This is a genomic window from Pseudomonas sp. PDM22, from assembly GCF_014851965.1.
GTDB lineage: Bacteria > Pseudomonadota > Gammaproteobacteria > Pseudomonadales > Pseudomonadaceae > Pseudomonas.
Genome location: NZ_JACVAR010000002.1, coordinates 657,778 through 676,490, shown reverse-complemented (window position 1 = coordinate 676,490; position 18,713 = coordinate 657,778). Strand labels below are relative to the sequence as shown.

The 18,713-nt window shown below is 65.7% G+C and carries 14 protein-coding genes; 11 read left to right on the top strand and 3 right to left on the bottom strand.

The window, feature by feature from the left end; all coding sequences use genetic code 11:
- The first annotated feature begins 6 nt into the window (after positions 1-6).
- The 3 genes from chiQ (at position 7) to IB255_RS08755 (ending at position 5,222) form a co-directional block, all read left to right on the top strand.
- Positions 7-321: a ChiQ/YbfN family lipoprotein gene (chiQ, locus tag IB255_RS08765; protein WP_081517792.1), complete on the top strand. Its 315-nt coding sequence runs from the start codon at positions 7-9 to the stop codon at positions 319-321.
- Positions 322-338: 17 nt separating this feature from the next.
- Positions 339-3,008 carry a family 20 glycosylhydrolase gene (locus IB255_RS08760; protein WP_192210094.1) on the top strand — a complete coding sequence of 890 codons (2,670 nt, stop codon included), beginning with the start codon at positions 339-341 and terminating at the stop codon, positions 3,006-3,008.
- A gap of 237 nt (positions 3,009-3,245) precedes the next feature.
- Positions 3,246-5,222 (top strand): tetratricopeptide repeat protein, encoded by a 1,977-nt coding sequence (locus IB255_RS08755; RefSeq protein WP_151186221.1) that lies wholly within the window; start codon positions 3,246-3,248, stop codon positions 5,220-5,222.
- A 96-nt stretch (positions 5,223-5,318) separates the two neighbouring features.
- Here the strand turns inward: IB255_RS08755 and eco are convergent, their stop codons facing one another.
- The 3 genes from eco to IB255_RS08740 form a co-directional block, all read right to left on the bottom strand.
- Positions 5,319-5,801: a serine protease inhibitor ecotin gene (gene eco, locus IB255_RS08750; protein WP_081517789.1), complete on the bottom strand. Its 483-nt coding sequence runs from the start codon at positions 5,799-5,801 to the stop codon at positions 5,319-5,321.
- A gap of 109 nt (positions 5,802-5,910) precedes the next feature.
- Entirely contained in the window at positions 5,911-6,648 is a 738-nt protein-coding gene (locus tag IB255_RS08745; RefSeq protein ID WP_081518177.1) for a tellurite resistance TerB family protein, read from the bottom strand.
- Positions 6,649-6,937: 289 nt separating this feature from the next.
- Positions 6,938-7,660 carry a tellurite resistance TerB family protein gene (locus IB255_RS08740; protein ID WP_081517788.1) on the bottom strand — a complete coding sequence of 241 codons (723 nt, stop codon included), beginning with the start codon at positions 7,658-7,660 and terminating at the stop codon, positions 6,938-6,940.
- Between the two features lie 259 nt (positions 7,661-7,919).
- On the opposite strand from IB255_RS08740, the gene IB255_RS08735 reads away from it, so the two are divergent.
- From IB255_RS08735 to IB255_RS08700, 8 genes are all read left to right on the top strand, one after another.
- A complete protein-coding gene (locus tag IB255_RS08735) occupies positions 7,920-8,831 on the top strand; it encodes a LysR family transcriptional regulator (RefSeq protein WP_081517787.1) in 912 nt (303 codons plus the stop codon).
- Between the two features lie 296 nt (positions 8,832-9,127).
- Positions 9,128-10,582: a gamma-aminobutyraldehyde dehydrogenase gene (locus IB255_RS08730; protein WP_412548113.1), complete on the top strand. Its 1,455-nt coding sequence runs from the start codon at positions 9,128-9,130 to the stop codon at positions 10,580-10,582.
- A 120-nt stretch (positions 10,583-10,702) separates the two neighbouring features.
- Positions 10,703-11,848, top strand: a complete 1,146-nt coding sequence (gene ydcS, locus IB255_RS08725) for a putative ABC transporter substrate-binding protein YdcS (protein WP_192210092.1) — start codon at positions 10,703-10,705, stop codon at positions 11,846-11,848.
- Between the two features lie 200 nt (positions 11,849-12,048).
- Positions 12,049-13,077, top strand: a complete 1,029-nt coding sequence (locus IB255_RS08720; RefSeq protein ID WP_192210091.1) for an ABC transporter ATP-binding protein — start codon at positions 12,049-12,051, stop codon at positions 13,075-13,077.
- 1 nt (position 13,078) lies between these two features.
- Positions 13,079-14,029: an ABC transporter permease gene (locus tag IB255_RS08715; RefSeq protein ID WP_192210090.1), complete on the top strand. Its 951-nt coding sequence runs from the start codon at positions 13,079-13,081 to the stop codon at positions 14,027-14,029.
- Positions 14,019-14,840 (top strand): ABC transporter permease, encoded by an 822-nt coding sequence (locus tag IB255_RS08710; protein ID WP_192210089.1) that lies wholly within the window; start codon positions 14,019-14,021, stop codon positions 14,838-14,840. Before IB255_RS08715 ends, IB255_RS08710 begins: the two co-directional genes overlap by 11 nt.
- Positions 14,841-15,105: 265 nt before the next feature.
- Complete coding sequence (locus IB255_RS08705) at positions 15,106-16,530, top strand: gamma-aminobutyraldehyde dehydrogenase (protein WP_192210088.1); 1,425 nt, start codon at positions 15,106-15,108, stop codon at positions 16,528-16,530.
- A 278-nt stretch (positions 16,531-16,808) separates the two neighbouring features.
- Positions 16,809-18,671 carry an FAD-dependent oxidoreductase gene (locus tag IB255_RS08700; protein WP_192210087.1) on the top strand — a complete coding sequence of 621 codons (1,863 nt, stop codon included), beginning with the start codon at positions 16,809-16,811 and terminating at the stop codon, positions 18,669-18,671.
- Positions 18,672-18,713: the final 42 nt, after the last annotated feature.

The window sequence follows — 18,713 nt, the reverse complement described above, 5'->3', positions numbered from 1 at the left end:
CCGAGCATGAAAAAAATCCTTCTGCTTGCCGCTCTGTCCGCTGCAACGAGCGGCTGCGCGCAGCACAGCGACACCACCACCGACCCACGCCAGGCCTACCGCAACTGCATCACCGCAGCCCAGGGCCAGGCGGACCAGGTGAAGGTCTGCCAGTCGATGCTGCAAAGCCTGATGCAGGGTGACCAGCACCGCGCCTTCGCTGAGAAAGAAAGCGTGCGCGTGCTGGATTACCAGAAGTGCCTGGAAGAGGCAAAGACCGGAGCAGGCGAGAACGAACAACCGGCCTGCCAGAAGATCTGGCAGGAAATCCGCAATCACTGATTCAGGACGAACAGGCCATGGTCCGTTTGAACCGAACCACGCTGGCAGCCGCCATTGCACTGAGCATGCTGGCCTTCGCCAGCGCCAGCCAGGCGCAGCAGCAAACCGTCGACCAACTCAGCCGTTTGAAGCTCCAGGTCACGGTGAAGGACAACCATGCCGCGGACAACGGCATCGACTGCGCGGCGCTGGGTGCGGACTGGGCATCGTGCAATCTGTGGAGCGTGACCCTGACCAGCGATAGCGCGATTCAAGACAAGGACTGGGCGATCTACTTCCACAATCCGCGACAGGTGCTGAAGACCCTCAACGACCAGTTCAAGGTGACCTTCGTCACCGGGGACCTGCACCGCATCGAGCCGACGGAAAAGTTCACGGGCTTCGCCGCCGGCCAGTCCGTGGAAATCCCGCTGATCGGCGAATACTGGCAACTGTTCGAAAGCGACATCATGCCTCGCTGGTACGCCACCGCCCCGGACGCTCAGCCGAAGGTCATCGCCAGCACCGACACGGAGAAGCTGCGCCACTTCGTCACGCCTTTCACCGGTGATCTGTGGAAGCGCACGGCGGCCGACCACAACGTACTGATGCTGCCGGGCAGCCGCTTCGAAAGGAACGCGGACCTGTCCGTGCTGCCGGCGGCAAACCTGCGCGGGCAGATAATACCCACGCCGCAAAACGTGAAGATCTTCGACGAGGATGTTGACCTCAGCGCCGGAGTGAACCTGACCCTGGACGTGCTGGACGAAGCCAGCGCGGCGGCGGTGCAACAGCGTTTCACCCTGCTGGGCGTGAAGACGCTCAAGAGCGGCTACCCGATCAACACCTCCATCGCAGCGACCAGCTTCAAGGGCAGGCAGGCGGTGAGCGGCGCCTACCAGTTGGTCATCGGCGCCAAGAAAACGGAAGTGCGCGGTTACGACCAGGCCGGCGTATTCCACGGCCTGCAATCCATTCTCTCGCTGCTGCCCGCCGACGGCAGTGCGAAGATCGCTCAGCTGGAGGCCAGGGACGCACCGCGCTTCGCCTATCGCGGCGTTCAACTGGACATCGGGCGCAACTTCCACAGTAAGGCGGCGGTGGAGCGTCTGCTCGACCAGATGGCCGCCTACAAGCTGAACAAATTCCACTTCCATCTCACCGACGACGAGGGGTGGCGCCTGGAGATTCCCGGTCTGCCGGAACTGACCGAAGTAGGCGCCCGGCGCTGCCACGACCTCAGCGAGAAGACCTGCCTGCTGCCGCAGCTGGGCTCCGGACCGAACCCCGACAACAATGGCAGCGGCTTCCTGACCCGCGCCGACTACATCGAGATCGTGAGATACGCCAAGGCGCGACAGATCGAAGTGATCCCTGAGATCGACATGCCTGCCCATACCCGTGCTGCGCTGATCTCCATGGAGGCGCGTCACGACAGACTGCTCAAGGCCGGTGACGAAAAAGGCGCCAATGAATTCCGTCTGCTCGACCCGACCGACACCTCCAACACCACCTCGGTGCAGTTCTATGACCGCCGCAGTTACCTGAACCCCTGCCTGGACTCCTCGAAGCGCTTCGTCGACAAGATCATTGGCGAGGTGGCGCGCATGCACGCCGAAGCCGGCCAACCGCTGGCAACCTGGCACTTCGGCGGAGACGAGGCGAAGAACATCCGCCTGGGGCCGGGCTACCAGGACAAGGGCGGCAAGCTCGAGCCAGGCAAGGGCATCGTCGACCAGAGCGTCGAGGACAAGCCCTGGGCAAGGTCGCAGGCCTGCCAGGCGCTGATTGCCAAAGGTGAAGTAGCCGACCTGGAACACTTGCCGAGCCACTTCGCCATTGAGGTCAGCCAGATGGTCAAGCGCCACGGTATCGACGGCATGCAGGCCTGGCAGGACGGCCTGAAAGACGCCAAGGATGCCAAGGCCTTCGCCACCCGGCGCGTCGCCGTGAACTTCTGGGACACCCTCTACTGGGGCGGTTTCGACACAGCCAACGACTGGGCGAACAAGGGCTACGAGGTGATCATCTCCAACCCCGACTACGTCTACCTGGACTTCCCCGCCGAAGTGAACCCGCAGGAGAACGGTTACTACTGGGGCACCCGCTACAGCGACGAACGCAAGGTCTTCAGCTTCGCGCCGGACAACCTGCCGCAGAACGCCGAAACCTCGGTTGACCGCGATGGCACCCCCTTCACCGCGAAGAGCGACAAGCCCTGGCCGGGCGCTTACGGCCTGTCCGCCCAGCTATGGAGCGAGACCACACGCACCGACGAGATGATGGAGTACAAGCTCTACCCGCGCCTGCTGAGCGTGGCCGAGCGTGCGTGGCACCGCGCCGGCTGGGAGCAGGACTACCAGGCCGGCCGCGAATACAAGGGCGGCGAAACCCACTGGATCGATGCCAAGGCGTTGCACGGCGACTGGCAGCGCTTTGCCAACCTGATCGGCCAGCGCGAACTGGCGAAGCTGGACAAGGCCGGTGTCGGTTATCGCCTGCCGGTACCAGGAGCGAAGGTGATCGGCGGCAAACTGGAAGCCAACAGCGCCCTGCCCGGCCTGGGCATCGAGTACACCATCGATGGTGGGCAGCACTGGCAGAGCTACGACGTGAAAACGCAGCCCAAGGTGAGCTCAACGGTTCAGGTGCGCTCGGTCAGCCCGGATGGCAAGCGCCATAGCCGCGAGGAGCCGGTAGACAACTGATCGACCGCGAACGCCCCGCAGCCAAGGTTGCGGGGCGTTCTGCCATGTACGACACACCCCACCCGTAGCCTTACCCGCAACTCCCGCGCATCGGCTGAAGTCATCTCGGACACCGGAGACGCCAGCGACGGCAAATTGGAACAGACCTATAGCTTCAGGGATCCCTGACAGCTATTTCCGATTCATCCAAGGCGAAATTTACCGAAGATATCCGGCGTCCCATTCCGGAGAATCGTCATGCGCCAGCGCCAACCCAGCCTTTCCCTGCAGAGCATCGTCGATGCGCTCAACAGTGGCGCCCTCGCCCGTGGCGAAAACCTGGCGCGGCAGCTGCTGCGCACGCAGCCACGCAATGCCGATGTGCTGCATCTCTGCGGTGCGGCCTGCCTGATGCAAGGCAAGGCGGAGCAGGCGCGGGAGCTGTTCAAGCGAGCCCTGATGCTGCGCAAGGACGGCACCTTCTATCTGAACCTGGCTCTGGCCGAGCGCGCGGTGAACGATGAGGGCGCGGCAGAGGCGGCCTTCCGCAACTGCCTGAAACTGCAGCCGTGCAACGCCAAGGCGGCGAACAACCTGGCGAATATCCTCAATGGCCGGCGCGAGTACGTCGAGGCGGAACAGCTCTATCGCCAGGCCATAGCCAGTGAGCCGGGCTACGTACTGGCTTACAAGAACCTGGCCAACCATCTGCGTGAACGCGGCTACAGCGAGGCGGCGATTCCGCTTGTGACCCAGGCGCTGAAGATCAGCCCCGACAACACCGACCTGCAGCTGGAACTGGCCCGCGCCCTGGAGAAACGCAAGCGCCACGCGGAAGCGGCGCACTGGTTCAGCAAGGCCAGGCACTGGGGCGACCTGCAATTCGCCCTGCGCAACCTGGCCGATTGGCCGCGGCTGGCGGAAGTGGATGCAGTGCTGTTGCAGCAACTGCGCAATCCCACTCAGGAACGCACCACACCCTGGAGCCTGATCAACCTTCCCGCCCTCACTCCCGAGCAACACCGAGACGCGGCGCGGCATTACGCCGAATCCCGCTGGCCGGCGGAGCTGGAGAGCGCGTCGCTGGCGATGGAGCCGGTGGACGGCGAACGCCTGCGCATCGGCTACCTGTCCAGCGACTTCTACGGGCACGCGACGATGCACCTGATGATGGGCGTGCTTGAAGCCCACGACAGAACGAAGGTGGATATCCAGCTGTTCGACTACAGCCCGCAGCGCGAGGATTACTTCACCCGCCGCATCGCCGCAACCGGTCTGCCTCGCCATGATCTGCGCGAGCTATCCGACGAAGCGGCGGCACGGCTGATCGCCGAGCAGCGCCTGCACATCCTGGTGGACCTGAAGGGCTACACCACCGGCGCGCGCCAGGGCATCACTGCCCTGCGCCCGGCGCCGGTGATCGTCAACTGGCTGGGTTACCCCGGCAGCTTGGGCCACCCGCGCCTGGCCGACTATCTTATCGGCGACCCGACCGTGACGCCCGCCGAACATGCGCCGCGTTTCAGCGAGAAGCTGGCGCTGATGCCCCACAGCTACCAACCCAATGACCGTGACCGACCACTGGCCCCACCGCCGAACCGCGCCGATGCGGGATTGCCGGAACAGGGCGTGGTGTTCGGCAGCTTCAACCAGTTACTCAAACTCAACCCTGGCGAGTTCGACCTCTGGTGCCGCCTGCTGAGGGAAGTGCCGGGCAGCGTGCTCTGGCTGCTCGAGCCGGAAGCGGAGGAAGCCCGCGATAACCTGCGCCGGGAAGCGCAGGAGCGCGGCGTCGGGGCCGAGAGACTGGTGTTCGCCCCACGGCTGAAGCAGTCGGAGCATCTGGCTCGCCTCGCCCTGGCCGATATCGCACTGGACAGTTTCCCCTGTACTTCACACACCACCGCCAGCGATGCACTGTGGGTGGGAGTGCCGCTGCTGACCCGGCTTGGCGAGACATTTACCAGCCGCGTGGCGGGCAGCCTGCTCAAGACACACGGGTTCGATGAACTGGTGGCGACCGATGCGCAGGACTATTTCGACCGGCTGAAGGCGCTGGCGCTGGACGCTGCGAAGCGCGAAGACCTGCGCCAGCGGCTGAGCGCAGCACGAATGGAGTCGCCGCTGTTTGACACGGCGCGCTTCACCGTCGATCTGGAGGCTTTGTTTGCGGCCATCTGGCGGCATCACCGTGCTGCGCCGGAGGATCGCGCTGCGGTGGTAATCGCGGAGTAGACATTGTAGGAGCGAGCTTGCTCGCGAACCCGCCCACCACCGGCATCGCCGAAAGAGCTGTTCGCGAGCAAGCTCGCTCCTACAGGGAGAGCAGCGTTATTCGGCGCGGGCCTTCTCTACCTTCTCGGAGGCCGACCACAGTCGGTAGCGGACTTCAACGTCTTTCGGCGCATAGATCACGATGGGTAGCTTGCTGTTGTAGCGCAGCACGAAGCCATCTCCGACCACCGGGACGAAGTCCTGGCGAGTCTTGCCATCCGGGCAGGCCATCAGGGTGCTGGCCGGGCCGCTGACCTTGTCCAGGCGGTAGTAGGAGTAGCCCCAGCCTTCCAGGGTCTTTTCTTCCAGGGTGCCGCCCAGGCGCTGGCGGTTGCAGTCGACGGTCAGCGTCTTGCCGGCGAGGATCTCGACCTTGAAGTTCTCTTCCTGCGCCTGCTTGGGCAGGTGGATGACCTGGCGCACGAAGCCTTCATCGGCTTTGGGATAAGGCGCGACGTCTTCCAGCTTGGCGGCGTTGGCGAAGGTGGCGGTGGCGCTGAGCAGCAGCGCGGTGGGGAGGGTGAATCGTACGAACGGCATGAAGCCTCCTTGCAGAATTGAAGAACGAACGCACCTTGTGGGTGCGTTCGTCCGAGCGCTCTGACCGTCAAATTGTACGAACGCTCCTACATCCGTGCGCTGAGTTGCATCAAGCTACTTCACCGCCGGCCTTGGCCTGCTGCTCCAGGTGCGCCTGGAGTTCCGGGGCCAGGTTGAGGTTGTAGGCGAGTTCGTCCAGGTACGTGCGCTCGGTGCCCTGCTGGTCGTCCACCAGCATCACGCTGACCAGGTACATCTCCGCAGCCACGGCCGGGTCGCCCTGGGCGGATTCGGCGACTTCGGCGGCGTCCAGCGGCTTGCGCACCTCGGCATCGAGCCAGTCCTGCAGCTCCGGCTCATCGGTGTGGCGGGCGATTTCGGCCTGGATGGCGGCCTTTTCCTTTTCATCGATGCGACCGTCGGCCTTGGCGGCAGCGATCATGGCGCGCAGGATCGCATGGCTGTGGGCCTCGGCCTCCGGGCCGGAGAGCTGGTCCACGGTCATCAGCGACTGCTGCTGCGGTGCTGCAGCCGGGTGCTGGCGCTGGTAATTCTGATAAGCCTGGAAGGCCATCATGCCGAGGGAGGCGAGCATGGCGTAGTTGATGCCGCCGCTGCTGCCCGTGCGGCCTTGCGGCGCGCCGCCGCTGTTCATGCCGCCTCCGAGCATGCCCCCGAGTACATCGCCCAGACCGCCGAGTCCACCCCCGGCGCCGCCGGAAGAGCCGCCCAGCAACCCACCCAGCAACCCGCCGAGGCCACCAAGGCCTCCCGCGCCGCCGCCCTGTTGTCCCGATGCGCCTTGGCTGCCGCGCAGCAATTGTTCCAGTAGATCTGCAGTGTTCATGGAGTGACCCTCGCCGGCTTGCGTGGCGCGCCGGGCGGCGTCGCCAACCTGTTGCAGCAATGAGCTCTGACCTGCCTTGAGCAGTTGATCGAAAAGAGAACCAGCATTCATGAGATGACAACTCTCGCTATGCGTTGGGCAACGATAGTCCCGCCACACCGATGCGCCAGCGCCGTTCGCCGGCCGGGTGTCAGGGCGGGACACCCGGGGCGAAGCCTGCCGCCGCGAGAGATTGCCAGCCAGGCGATTGCCGCCCGGCGCCGACTTCAGCCGGCGATTGCGAGGAAGGTCACGCGGGCACGGCGTCCAGCGCCTTCTGCGCCTGGGCTTCCAGCTCGACCTTGAGGCCGGCGTCGAGGCTCAGCTGGCGGGCCAGCTCGTCAAGGTAGGCGCGTTCCATGTAGCTGGTCTCGTCGACCATCAGCAGGCTGGCCAGGTACATCTCGGCAGCCATTTCCTCGCTGGTGGCGGCGCGGGCGACTTCGGCCGGGTCCAGCGGTTTGGCCAGTTCGCGATCCAGCCAGCCCTGCAGTTCGACGTCGCCGGTGAGCTTGGCGATTTCGCCGTCGATCAGCTGGCGTTCGCGATCATCGATATGCCCGTCGGCCTTCGCGGCGGCGACGATGGCCCGCAGGATGGCGTGGCTGTGCTGCTCGGCCTGCGCCGGTGGCAGGCGGTCGACGGTCTGCGGCTCGCCGCGCGGGGCACTGGCCTGCTTCTGCTGCCAGTTGCCGTAGGCCTTGTAGGCAAGCACGCCGAGCGCCGCGAGGCCGCCATAGGTGACGACGTTGCCGCCGATCTTGCGCGCCTTCTTGCTGCCCATCAGCAGGCCCAGCGCGCCCGCCGCCAGGGCGCCGCCACCGGCACCGGAGAGCAGGCTGCCCAGGTCCAGGCCGCCGCCCTTGCCGGACGAAGAGGACTGTTGGGCGCCGTCCTGCCGGGCCACGCCCTTGTTCTGCAGGAGGTCCTGGCCGGATTTGAGGAGTTGGTCGAGCAGGCCGCGAGTGTTCATGGCGATCTCCACTGTTCTATCGGAAATTGTGTCTATCGAAAATTGTGGATTCCGACTCTAGTCCAGCGCGCGGCCGGGACGCAGCGACAGTGTGCTTCCGGATATTGCGGGCCAATGCCCGCGGGTCCGCAGCGCAAATAGGCCGCTTTCATTCGATTTAAAAGAATGCTCCTATAGATTTTCGATAATCAACAATGAAAAGCGCCGAGAGCGGCTAGACAAGGCTCTAGACCGGGCTTGGCGCCAGCGGCCAATCACCATGATGACGCTCCGCCAGATTCGCCATTTCATCGCCGTCGCCGAGACCGGCTCGATTTCCGCCGCCGCCCAGGCGGTGTTCATTTCCCAGTCCACCCTGACCCTCGCCATCCAGCAGTTGGAGGAGGAGATCGGCGTGCGCCTGTTCGACCGCCACGCCAAGGGCATGACCCTGACCCACCAGGGCCACCAGTTCCTGCGCCAGGCGCACCTGATCCTGGCCACGGTGGAGAACGCCAAGCGCAGCCTGCAGCAGAGCACCGACCAGGTGGCCGGCAGCCTGACCATCGGCGTGACTAGCCTGGTAGCGGGTTACTACCTGGCGGACCTGATCAACCGCTTCCAGCGCGCCTACCCTAACGTGCAGACCCGCGTGGTGGAGGACGAGCGCCCCTACATCGAGCACCTGCTGGTGAGCGGCGAGATCGATGTTGGCGTGCTGATCCTCTCCAACCTGGAAGACCGCCACGCCCTGCAGACCGAGGTGCTGACCCACTCGCCGCACCGTCTGTGGCTGCCGGCGCAGCACCCGCTGCTGGAGCGCGACAGCATCGGCCTGGCCGATGTGGCGGGCGAGCCATTGATCCAGCTGAACGCCGACGAGATGGGCCTGCACACCCAGCGCATCTGGTCCCGCGCCGGGCTGGTACCGCAGGTGACGCTGCGCACGGCGTCGGTGGAGGCGGTGCGAAGCCTGGTGGCGGCGGGCCTGGGCCTGTCGATCCAGCCGGACATGACCTACCGCCCCTGGTCGCTGGAAGGCGACATCATCGAGGCGCGGCCGCTGGTGGACCTCTCCGAGCCACTGGACGTCGGCCTGGCCTGGCGCCGCGGCACCGCGCGGCCGCCGCTGGTGGACCCGTTCCTCACCGTGGCCCGCGAGCAGCCCAACGCGAAGAAGCTGTCGATCTGAGGAGAGCGACTCCGAGTCTATGTAGGGCGCATAACCGCTTGCGGTTATGCGCCGAGAAGTTTCGGAACTGCGCGGACGGCGGATAACGCCTGGGGCGTTATGCGCCCTACGGGTTCGGTGCAGCAAAGTCAGCCATTCGATTTAATCGAACGCCGCTTTCAGTAATTAGAATTTGTCGACCCCACGCCCGGACTCTAGTCTCTGCCCTCATACAAAGGGCCAGCTCCGGGTATCGCCCCATCCGGAGCACGCACATGGCCACCGAAAACAAGACAGATAAAAGACGAGTTTCCAAGATGACCGGCGCAACCCTGCACACCGCCTTGCTGATCGACGGCCAACTGGTCGCCGGCGAAGGCATGGCCGAGCCGATCATCAACCCGACCACGGGCGACACCCTTATCAGCATCGCCGACGGCTCTCTGGATCAGGTCGAGCAGGCCATCGCTGCCGCGCACCGCGCCTTCCCCACCTGGGCCCGCACCACGCCCGCCCAGCGCGCCACCGCCCTGCTCGCCATCGCCGATGCCATCGACAAGCGCGCGAACGACCTCGCCCAGCTGGAATCGCTGAACTGCGGCAAGCCGCTGCACCTGGCGCGCCAGGACGACATTCCGGCCACCGCCGACGTGTTCCGCTTCTTCGCCGGCGCCGTGCGCTGCCAGCAGGGCCAGCTCGCCGGCGAATACGTGCCCGGCCACACCAGCATGGTTCGCCGCGACCCGGTAGGTGTGGTCGCGTCGATTGCGCCCTGGAACTACCCGCTGATGATGGCTGCGTGGAAGATCGCTCCCGCGCTGGCCGCCGGCAACACCCTGGTGTTCAAGCCGTCCGAGCACACCCCGCTGAGCATCCTGGCGCTGGCCCCGGCGCTGGCAGAAATCCTCCCCGCCGGCGTGATCAACATCGTCTGCGGCGGCGGCGAAGGCGTCGGCAGCCACCTGGTCAGCCACCCGAAGGTGCGCATGGTGTCGCTGACCGGCGATATCGTCACCGGGCAGAAGATTCTCCAGGCCGCCGCGCGCACCCTCAAACGCACCCACTTGGAACTGGGCGGCAAGGCGCCGGTGATCGTCTGCAACGACGCCGACCTCGAAGCCGTGGTCCAGGGCGTGCGCACCCACGGTTACTACAACGCCGGGCAGGACTGCACCGCCGCCTGCCGCATCTACGCGCAGGCCGGTATCCATGACCGCCTCGTCGCCGAGCTGGGCGACGCCGTGGCCAGCATCCGCTTCGCCCGCAAGCGCGATGCCGACAACGAGATCAGCCCGCTGATCAGCGCCCGCCAGCGCGACCGCGTGGCCAGCTTCGTCGAACGCGCCCTCGGCCAGCCGCACATCGAGCGCGTCACGGGCGCCGCCGTGCATTCGGGCCCCGGCTTCTACTACCAGCCGACCCTGCTGGCCGGTTGCAAGCAGCAGGACGAGATCGTCCAGCGCGAGGTGTTCGGCCCGGTGGTCACCGTGACCCGTTTCGACCAGCTGGAACAGGCGGTGGACTGGGCCAACGACTCCGAGTACGGCCTGGCCTCCTCGGTATGGACGCAGAACCTCGACAAGGCCTTCCAGATCGCCAACCGCCTGCAGTACGGCTGCACCTGGATCAACACCCATTTCATGCTCGCCAGCGAGATGCCCCACGGCGGGCTCAAGCGCTCGGGATACGGCAAGGACCTGTCCAGCGACTCACTGCAGGACTACAGCGTGGTGCGCCACATCATGGCGCGCCACGGCCAGCGACTGGATTGAACCACCCGGCGGGGTCGCCCGCCGGCACATAAGAAACGCCCCCGACGCCAAGCCGTCAGAGGGCTGTTGCTCGATTGAACTGCCCCACCAATAGAGACAACAACGAGAGGGAGACACCCGATGCGCAAGACCGCACTGCTCAGTGCCATCACCACCGCCCTGCTGGCCAGCGCCGGCGTCCAGGCCGCCGAGGCCCTGAAGGAAGTCGGCAAAGGCGAAGGCCGCCTGGACATCATCGCCTGGCCCGGCTACATCGAGCGCGGCCAGTCCGACAAGAACTACGACTGGGTCACCCAGTTCGAGAAGGACACCGGCTGCCAGGTCAACGTGAAGACCGCCGCCACCTCCGACGAGATGGTCAGCCTGATGGCCAAGGGCGGCTATGACCTGGTCACCGCATCCGGCGACGCCTCCCTGCGCCTGATCTACGGCAAGCGCGTGCAGCCGATCGATCCGTCGTTGATCCCCAACTGGAAGAACATCGACCCGCGCCTGAAGGACGCCGCCTGGTACGTGGTCAATGGCAAGACCTACGGCGCGCCGTACCAGTGGGGCCCGAACCTGCTGATGTACAACACCAAGGTCTTCCCCACCGCGCCGGACAGCTGGAAGGTCGTGTTCGACGCCCAGGACCTGCCTGACGGCAAGTCGAACAAGGGCCGCGTGCAGGCCTACGACGGCCCGATCTACGTCGCCGACGCCGCGCTGTACCTGAAGGCGACCCAGCCGGAGCTGGGCATCACCGATCCGTACCAGCTCGACGAGAAGCAATACGCCGCCGTGGTCGAACTGCTGCGCAAGCAGCATGACCTGATCCACCGCTACTGGCACGACACCACCGTGCAGATGAGCGACTTCAAGAACGAAGGCGTCGCCGCTTCCAGCGCCTGGCCGTACCAGGCCAACGCCCTGAAGGCCGAAGGTCAGCCGATCGCCACGGTGTTCCCGAAAGAAGGCGTCACCGGCTGGGCCGACACCACCATGCTGCACGCCGAAGCCCAGCACCCGAGCTGCGCCTACAAGTGGCTGAACTGGTCGCTGGAGCCCAAGGTCCAGGGCGACGTGGCGGCCTGGTTCGGCTCCGTGCCGGCCGTACCCGAAGGCTGCAAGGCCAGCACCCTGCTCGGTGCCGAAGGCTGCGCCACCAACGGTTACAACCAGTTCGACAAGATCGCGTTCTGGAAGACCCCGGTGGCCGAGGGCGGCAAGTTCGTGCCGTACAGCCGCTGGACCCAGGACTACATCGGGATCATGGGCGGCCGTTAAGCCGCAGAGCGTTCGCGAGCAAGCTCGCTCCTACGAAAAGCTGAACCCCCTGTAGGAGCGAGCTTGCTCGCGAACCCGCCCCGTGCGGAGCGCCACCCCGGCGCCCCACGGTTTCCATCCGATTGCATCGATTCACCCGTATCTCAGATTCACGGGCAGGGCTCCCCTACGCCGGATTCCTGCCCCTTGGAGCGTGCACCATGACCACCCCCGCTGTTCAATTCACCCAGGTCTCCCGCCAGTTCGGCGACGTCAAGGCCGTTGACCGGGTGTCCATCGACATCAAGGACGGCGAGTTCTTTTCCATGCTCGGCCCGTCGGGCTCGGGCAAGACCACCTGCCTGCGCCTGATCGCCGGCTTCGAGCAACCCAGCGCAGGCTCCATCCGCATCCATGGCGAGGAGGCCGCGGGCCTGCCGCCCTACCAGCGTGACGTCAACACGGTATTCCAGGACTACGCGCTGTTCCCGCACATGAGCGTGCTGGAGAACGTTGCCTACGGCCTGAAGGTGAAAGGCGTCGGCAAGGCCGAACGCCTCAAGCGCGCCGAAGAAGCCCTCGGCATGGTCGCCCTGGGCGGCTATGGCGTGCGCAAGCCGGTGCAGCTTTCCGGCGGCCAGCGCCAGCGCGTGGCCCTGGCCCGCGCCCTGGTGAATCGCCCGCGCGTGCTGCTGCTCGACGAACCCCTCGGCGCCCTCGACCTCAAGCTGCGCGAGCAGATGCAGAGCGAGCTGAAGAAGCTGCAGCGCCAGCTGGGCATCACCTTCATCTTCGTCACCCACGACCAGAGCGAAGCGCTGTCCATGTCCGACCGCGTCGCGGTGTTCAACAAGGGCCGCATCGAGCAGGTCGACACCCCGCGCAACCTCTACATGAAACCGGCCACCCCGTTCGTGGCTGAATTCGTCGGTACCTCCAACGTGCTGCGCGGCGACCTCGCCCAGGGCCTGACCGGCAACGCCCAGCCCTTCTCCATCCGTCCCGAGCACATCCGTTTCGCCAATGGCGAGCGCAGCGCCTCGGACATCGAGATCAGCGGCCTGCTGCACGACATCCAGTACCAGGGCGCGGCGACCCGCTACGAGATCCGTCTCGACAACGGCCAGAACCTCTGCCTCAGCCAGGCCAACAGCCAGTGGGCCGACATTGACCTCGCCCACCAGCCGGGCCAGCGCGTGACCGCCCGCTGGGCGCGCGAGGCGATGGTGGTGCTGAACGAGGGCGCGTGACATGGAACTGACGATGAACGCTCCGGTGCCGCAGGCCAGCAATGGCCCGCTGCGCCGCCTGTGCAACCTGCTCTACCGCAAGCCGACGCTGTACCTCTCGCTGCTGCTGATCCCGCCGCTGCTGTGGTTCGGCGCGATCTACCTCGGCTCGCTGCTGACGCTGCTGTGGCAGGGTTTCTACACCTTCGACGACTTCACCATGACGGTGACGCCGGACCTGACCTGGGCCAACTTCGGCTCGCTGCTCAGTGGCTCCAACTTCGACATCATCCAGCGCACCGTCCTGATGGCGGTTGCGGTGTCCATCGCCAGTGGCGCGGTGGCCTTCCCCATCGCCTACTACATGGCGCGCTACACCACCGGCAAGACCAAGGCGTTCTTCTACATCGCCGTGATGATGCCGATGTGGGCCAGCTACATCGTCAAGGCCTACGCCTGGACCCTGCTGCTGGCCAAGGGCGGCGTCGCCATGTGGTTCGTCCAGCACCTCGGTCTTGAGCCCGTGCTGAACCTGTTGCTGGGCATTCCGGGCATCGGTGGCAACACCCTGTCGACCTCCAGCTTCGGACGCTTCCTGGTGTTCGTGTACATCTGGCTGCCGTTCATGATCCTGCCGATCCAGGCCTCCCTGGAACGCCTGCCGCCGTCACTGCTGCAAGCCTCGGCCGACCTCGGTGCACACCCGCGGCAGACCTTCCTGCAGGTGATCCTGCCGCTGTCGATCCCCGGCATCGCAGCCGGCTCGATCTTCACCTTCAGCCTGACCCTGGGCGACTTCATCGTGCCGCAGCTGGTGGGCCCGCCGGGCTACTTCATCGGCAGCATGGTCTACGCCCAGCAGGGCGCGATCGGCAACATGCCAATGGCCGCCGCCTTCACCCTGGTGCCCATCGTGCTGATCGCGGTCTATCTCTCCATCGTCAAACGCTTAGGAGCCTTCGATGCACTCTGACTCTTCATCTCAAGGGCAGGCTTCCTGGGGTCTGAAAGCGGCCGCCTGGGGCGGGCTGGTGTTCCTGCACTTCCCGATCCTGATCATCTTCCTGTACGCCTTCAACACCGAGGACGCGGCCTTCAGCTTCCCGCCCAAGGGCTTCACCCTGCACTGGTTCAGCGTCGCCTTCGCGCGCCAGGACGTGCTCGAAGCCATCGAGCTGTCGGTGAAGATCGCCAGCGTCGCCACGCTGATCGCCATGTTCCTGGGCACCCTGGCCGCGGCCGCGCTGTACCGCCGCGACTTCTTCGGCAAGGAAGGCATCTCGCTGATGCTGATCCTGCCGATCGCCCTGCCCGGCATCATCACCGGCATCGCACTGCTGTCGGCGTTCAAGACCCTCGGCATCGAGCCGGGCTTCCTGACCATCGTCATCGGCCACGCCACCTTCTGCGTGGTGATCGTCTACAACAACGTCATCGCGCGCTTCCGCCGCACCTCGCACAGCCTCATCGAAGCCTCGATGGACCTGGGCGCCGACGGCTGGCAGACCTTCCGCTACGTGATCCTGCCCAACCTCGGCTCGGCGCTGCTGGCCGGCGGCATGCTGGCGTTCGCGTTGTCCTTCGACGAAATCATCGTCACCACCTTCACCGCCGGCCACGAACGCACCCTGCCGATCTGGCTGCTCAACCAGCTGGGCCGCCCGCGCGACGTGCCGGTGACCAACGTCGTGGCGATGCTGGTGATGATCGTGACCATGCTGCCGATCCTCGGCGCCTACTACCTGACCAAGGGTGGCGAGGGCGTGGCGGGGAGCGGCAAGTAACTTGGGGTGCCGTGCGCCCCTCACCCTAACCCTCTCCCGAGGGAGAGGGGACTGTCCGGTGCAGGAGGAAACCAAGGTTTCAGCCGGCACGAATAGCTCCCTCTCCCTCAGGAGCGGGGCGCGCAGCCAGGGCTGGGGTGAGGGAAATCCGCGGCACCGATATCAACAGAACCCCTCAGGCCCGCCGGCCCCCTCGCCGGCAGGCCCCTAAAAAGAAACACCCCAACCGAATTTGCACCACGCTCCTGAACAAGAGGACTCAACCATGCAAACCAATCTGCTGATCAACGGCCAACTGGTCGCTGGCGAAGGCGAGAAGCTCGCCGTCCTGAACCCGTCCCTGGGCACCACCCTGGTGGAAATCGCCGAGGCCACCCCGGCCCAGGTCGACGCCGCCGTGCTGGCCGCCGACGCCGCCTTCGACAGCTGGTCGCAGACCGCGCCGAAGGATCGCTCCCTGCTCCTGCTGGCACTGGCCGACGCCATCGACGCCAACGCCGAGGAACTGGCCCGCCTGGAATCCAACAACTGCGGCAAGCCCTACTCCGCCGCGCTGAACGACGAACTGCCGGCCGTGGCGGACGTGTTCCGCTTCTTCGCCGGTGCCTGCCGCGTGATGCAGGGCTCCGCCGCTGGCGAATACCTGCCGGGCCACACCTCGATGATCCGCCGCGACCCGGTGGGCGTGGTCGCCTCCATCGCACCGTGGAACTACCCGCTGATGATGGTCGCGTGGAAACTCGGCCCGGCCCTGGCCGCCGGCAACACCGTGGTGCTCAAGCCCTCCGAGCAGACCCCGCTGACCGCCCTGCGCCTGGCCGAACTGATGGCCGGCATCTTCCCCGCCGGCGTGGTCAACCTGGTGTTCGGCCGTGGCCCAAGCGTCGGCGAGCCGCTGACCACCCACCCGAAAGTGCGCATGGTGTCCCTGACCGGCTCGGTCGCCACCGGCAGCCGCATCATCGCCGGCACCGCCGACACCGTGAAGCGCATGCACATGGAACTGGGCGGCAAGGCCCCGGTGCTGATCTTCGACGACGCCGACATCGACGCCGCCGTGGAAGGCATCCGCACCTTCGGCTTCTACAACGCCGGCCAGGACTGCACCGCCGCCTGCCGCATCTATGCGCAGAAAGGCATCTACGCCAAGTTCGTGCAGAAGCTCGGCGAAGCGGTGGCCAGCATCCAGTACGGAGAGCAGGACGACCCGAACACCGAGCTGGGCCCGGTCATCACCGAGCAGCACCTGGAGCGTGTCGTCGGCTTCGTCGAGCGCGCCCGCCAGGTGCCGCACATCGAAGTGGTCACCGGTGGCAAGCGTGCCGACCGCCCGGGCTTCTTCTTCGAGCCCACCGTGCTTGCCGGCGCCCGCCAGGACGACGAAGTGGTCCGCCGCGAAATCTTCGGCCCGGTGGTTTCGGTCACCGAGTTCGAGGACGAAGCACAGGCGCTGGCCTGGGCGAACGACTCCGACTACGGCCTGGCCTCCTCGGTATGGACCAGCGACATCGGCCGCGCCCATCGCCTGTCCGCCCGCCTGCAGTACGGCTGCACCTGGGTCAACACGCACTTCATGCTGACCACCGAGATGCCCCACGGCGGCATGAAGCTGTCGGGCTACGGCAAGGACATGTCGATGTACGGCCTGGAGGACTACACAGCCATCCGCCACGTAATGATCAAGCACTAAAACGACCGGCTGCGCGTCGGCAGTACAGCGTTGGAAACGGGGGCGGGCCCAGTCATTTACAGCTCGTAAACTCCTGGGCCCGCCCCCGTTTCCGCCTCGTCCTGCTCTAGCTCGCGCGGTCGTTGGCTCCTCGCGACATCGTAAAGATCCAAAGCCTCAAAACGGCGCCCCGCTCGACCGGGACCGCCGCGCGGCCACGCATGCCGCACTCCCTTCCGGATGGAAGGGCATAACCATGACAGCCCGTGCCCCGGGCCATCACCTTGCAAGGACTTCCCATGACCATCACCCGCCGCGACTTCCTCAACGGCGTTGCCCTCACCATCGGCGCGGGCCTCACCCCGCTGCAACTTCTCCAGGCCGCACCCTCCGGCCGCTACTACCCGCCCGCCCTCACCGGCATGCGCGGCAGCCATCCCGGCGCGTTCGAGGTCGCGCACCAGATGGGCTGGGAGAAGAAGGTATTCGATACCGATGGCCTGAAAATCGAGGAGCAGTACGACCTGGTGGTGGTCGGCGGTGGCATCAGCGGCCTGTCCGCAGCCTGGTTCTACCGGCAGAAGAACCCCAAGGCGCGCGTGCTGATCATCGAGAACCACGATGACTTCGGCGGCCACGCCAAGCGCAACGAATTCCAGGCCGGCGGGCGGATGATCCTCGGCTACGGCGGCAGCGAAGCCTTCCAGTCGCCCAAGCACCTGTACAGCGACACGGTCAACAACCTGCTCAAGCAGCTCAACGTCGACGTGGACCGTTTCGAGACCGCCTTCGACCGCGACTTCTACCCGAACCTGGGCCTGTCGCGCGGCGTGTTCTTCGACAAGGCCGGCTTCGGCGAAGCGAAGCTGGTGTCCGGCGACCCGACACCGATGGTGGCCGACGACATCGCCCCGGAAAAACTCAACGCCCGCAGCTGGCGCGCGTTCATCTCCGACTTCCCGCTGCCCGAGGCCGACCGCCAGGCGCTGATCGACCTGCACGAAGCGCCGAAGGACTACCTCGCCGGCAAGACCCGCGAGGAGAAAGAAGCGCACCTGGCCAAGACCAGCTACCAGGACTTCCTGCGCAAGGACGTGGGCCTGAGCGAAGCGGCCACCCGCTACTTCCTCAGCCGCACCAACGACTTCTCGGCGCTGAGCATCGACGCCGTTTCCGCGGACTCGGCCTACTCCGTGGGCTTCCCCGGTTTCGCCGCCATGGACCTCTCGCCCATCAGCGAGGAAGCCAAGGCCGAGATGGAAGAGCCGTACATCTACCACTTCCCCGACGGCAACGCCTCGCTGGCGCGCCTGCTGGTGCGTGGCCTGATTCCGGGCGTGGCGCCGGGTAAGGACATGAACGACATCGTCCTGGCCACCTTCGACTACGCCAAGCTGGACCAGCCGAAGAACGCCGTGCGCCTACGCCTGAACAGCACCGCAGTCAGCGTGAAGAATCGTGATGGCGGCGTGGACGTCGGCTACAGCCGCGCCGGCGCCCTGCATCGCGTGCGCGCCAAGCACTGCGTGCTGGCCTGCTACAACATGATCATCCCCTACATCCTGCGCGACCTCTCCGCCGAGCAGAGCCACGCCCTGGCGCAGAACGTGAAGTTCCCGCTGGTGTACACCAAGGTGGTGATCCGCAACTGGCAGAGCTTCATGAAGCTGGGCGTGCACGAGATCTACGCGCCGAGCCAGCCATACAGCCGCGTGAAGCTGGACTACCCGGTGGACATCGGCGGCTACAGCCACCCGCGCGATCCGAACCAGCCCATCGGCCTGCACATGGTCTACGTGCCCACCAGCCCCAACGCCGGCATGGACGCACGCACCCAGGCTCGCGTCGGCCGCGGCAAGCTCTACGCCATGAGCTTCGAGCAGATGGAGGCGATGATCCGCGACCAGCTGCAGGCCATGCTCGGCCCGGCCGGCTTCGACCATCAGAAGGATATCCAGGGGATCACCATCAACCGTTGGTCGCACGGCTATTCGTACTTCTCCAACAGCCTCTTCGATGATGAGGAAGAGAGCGAAAAACTGATGAACCTGGCTCGTACCAAGGTCGGCAACGTCACCATCGCCAACTCCGATGCCGCCTGGGACGCCTATGCCCATGCGGCCATCGACGAAGCCTGGCGCGCGGTGGGCGAACTGTCCTGACAGACCCGGCGCCACGCCCAGCGTGGCGCCACACCTAACGGC

Coding starts and splice junctions, on each gene's coding strand:
- IB255_RS08715 (WP_192210090.1), top strand. CDS start 13,079: ATGGAACTGACGATGAACGCTCCGGTGCCGCAGGCCAGCAATGGCCCG.
- IB255_RS08730 (WP_412548113.1), top strand. CDS start 9,128: ATGACCGGCGCAACCCTGCACACCGCCTTGCTGATCGACGGCCAACTG.
- eco (WP_081517789.1), bottom strand. CDS start 5,801: ATGCCGTTCGTACGATTCACCCTCCCCACCGCGCTGCTGCTCAGCGCC.
- IB255_RS08755 (WP_151186221.1), top strand. CDS start 3,246: ATGCGCCAGCGCCAACCCAGCCTTTCCCTGCAGAGCATCGTCGATGCG.
- IB255_RS08740 (WP_081517788.1), bottom strand. CDS start 7,660: ATGAACACTCGCGGCCTGCTCGACCAACTCCTCAAATCCGGCCAGGAC.
- ydcS (WP_192210092.1), top strand. CDS start 10,703: ATGCGCAAGACCGCACTGCTCAGTGCCATCACCACCGCCCTGCTGGCC.
- IB255_RS08710 (WP_192210089.1), top strand. CDS start 14,019: ATGCACTCTGACTCTTCATCTCAAGGGCAGGCTTCCTGGGGTCTGAAA.
- IB255_RS08705 (WP_192210088.1), top strand. CDS start 15,106: ATGCAAACCAATCTGCTGATCAACGGCCAACTGGTCGCTGGCGAAGGC.
- IB255_RS08720 (WP_192210091.1), top strand. CDS start 12,049: ATGACCACCCCCGCTGTTCAATTCACCCAGGTCTCCCGCCAGTTCGGC.
- IB255_RS08745 (WP_081518177.1), bottom strand. CDS start 6,648: ATGAACACTGCAGATCTACTGGAACAATTGCTGCGCGGCAGCCAAGGC.
- IB255_RS08735 (WP_081517787.1), top strand. CDS start 7,920: ATGATGACGCTCCGCCAGATTCGCCATTTCATCGCCGTCGCCGAGACC.
- chiQ (WP_081517792.1), top strand. CDS start 7: ATGAAAAAAATCCTTCTGCTTGCCGCTCTGTCCGCTGCAACGAGCGGC.
- IB255_RS08700 (WP_192210087.1), top strand. CDS start 16,809: ATGACCATCACCCGCCGCGACTTCCTCAACGGCGTTGCCCTCACCATC.
- IB255_RS08760 (WP_192210094.1), top strand. CDS start 339: ATGGTCCGTTTGAACCGAACCACGCTGGCAGCCGCCATTGCACTGAGC.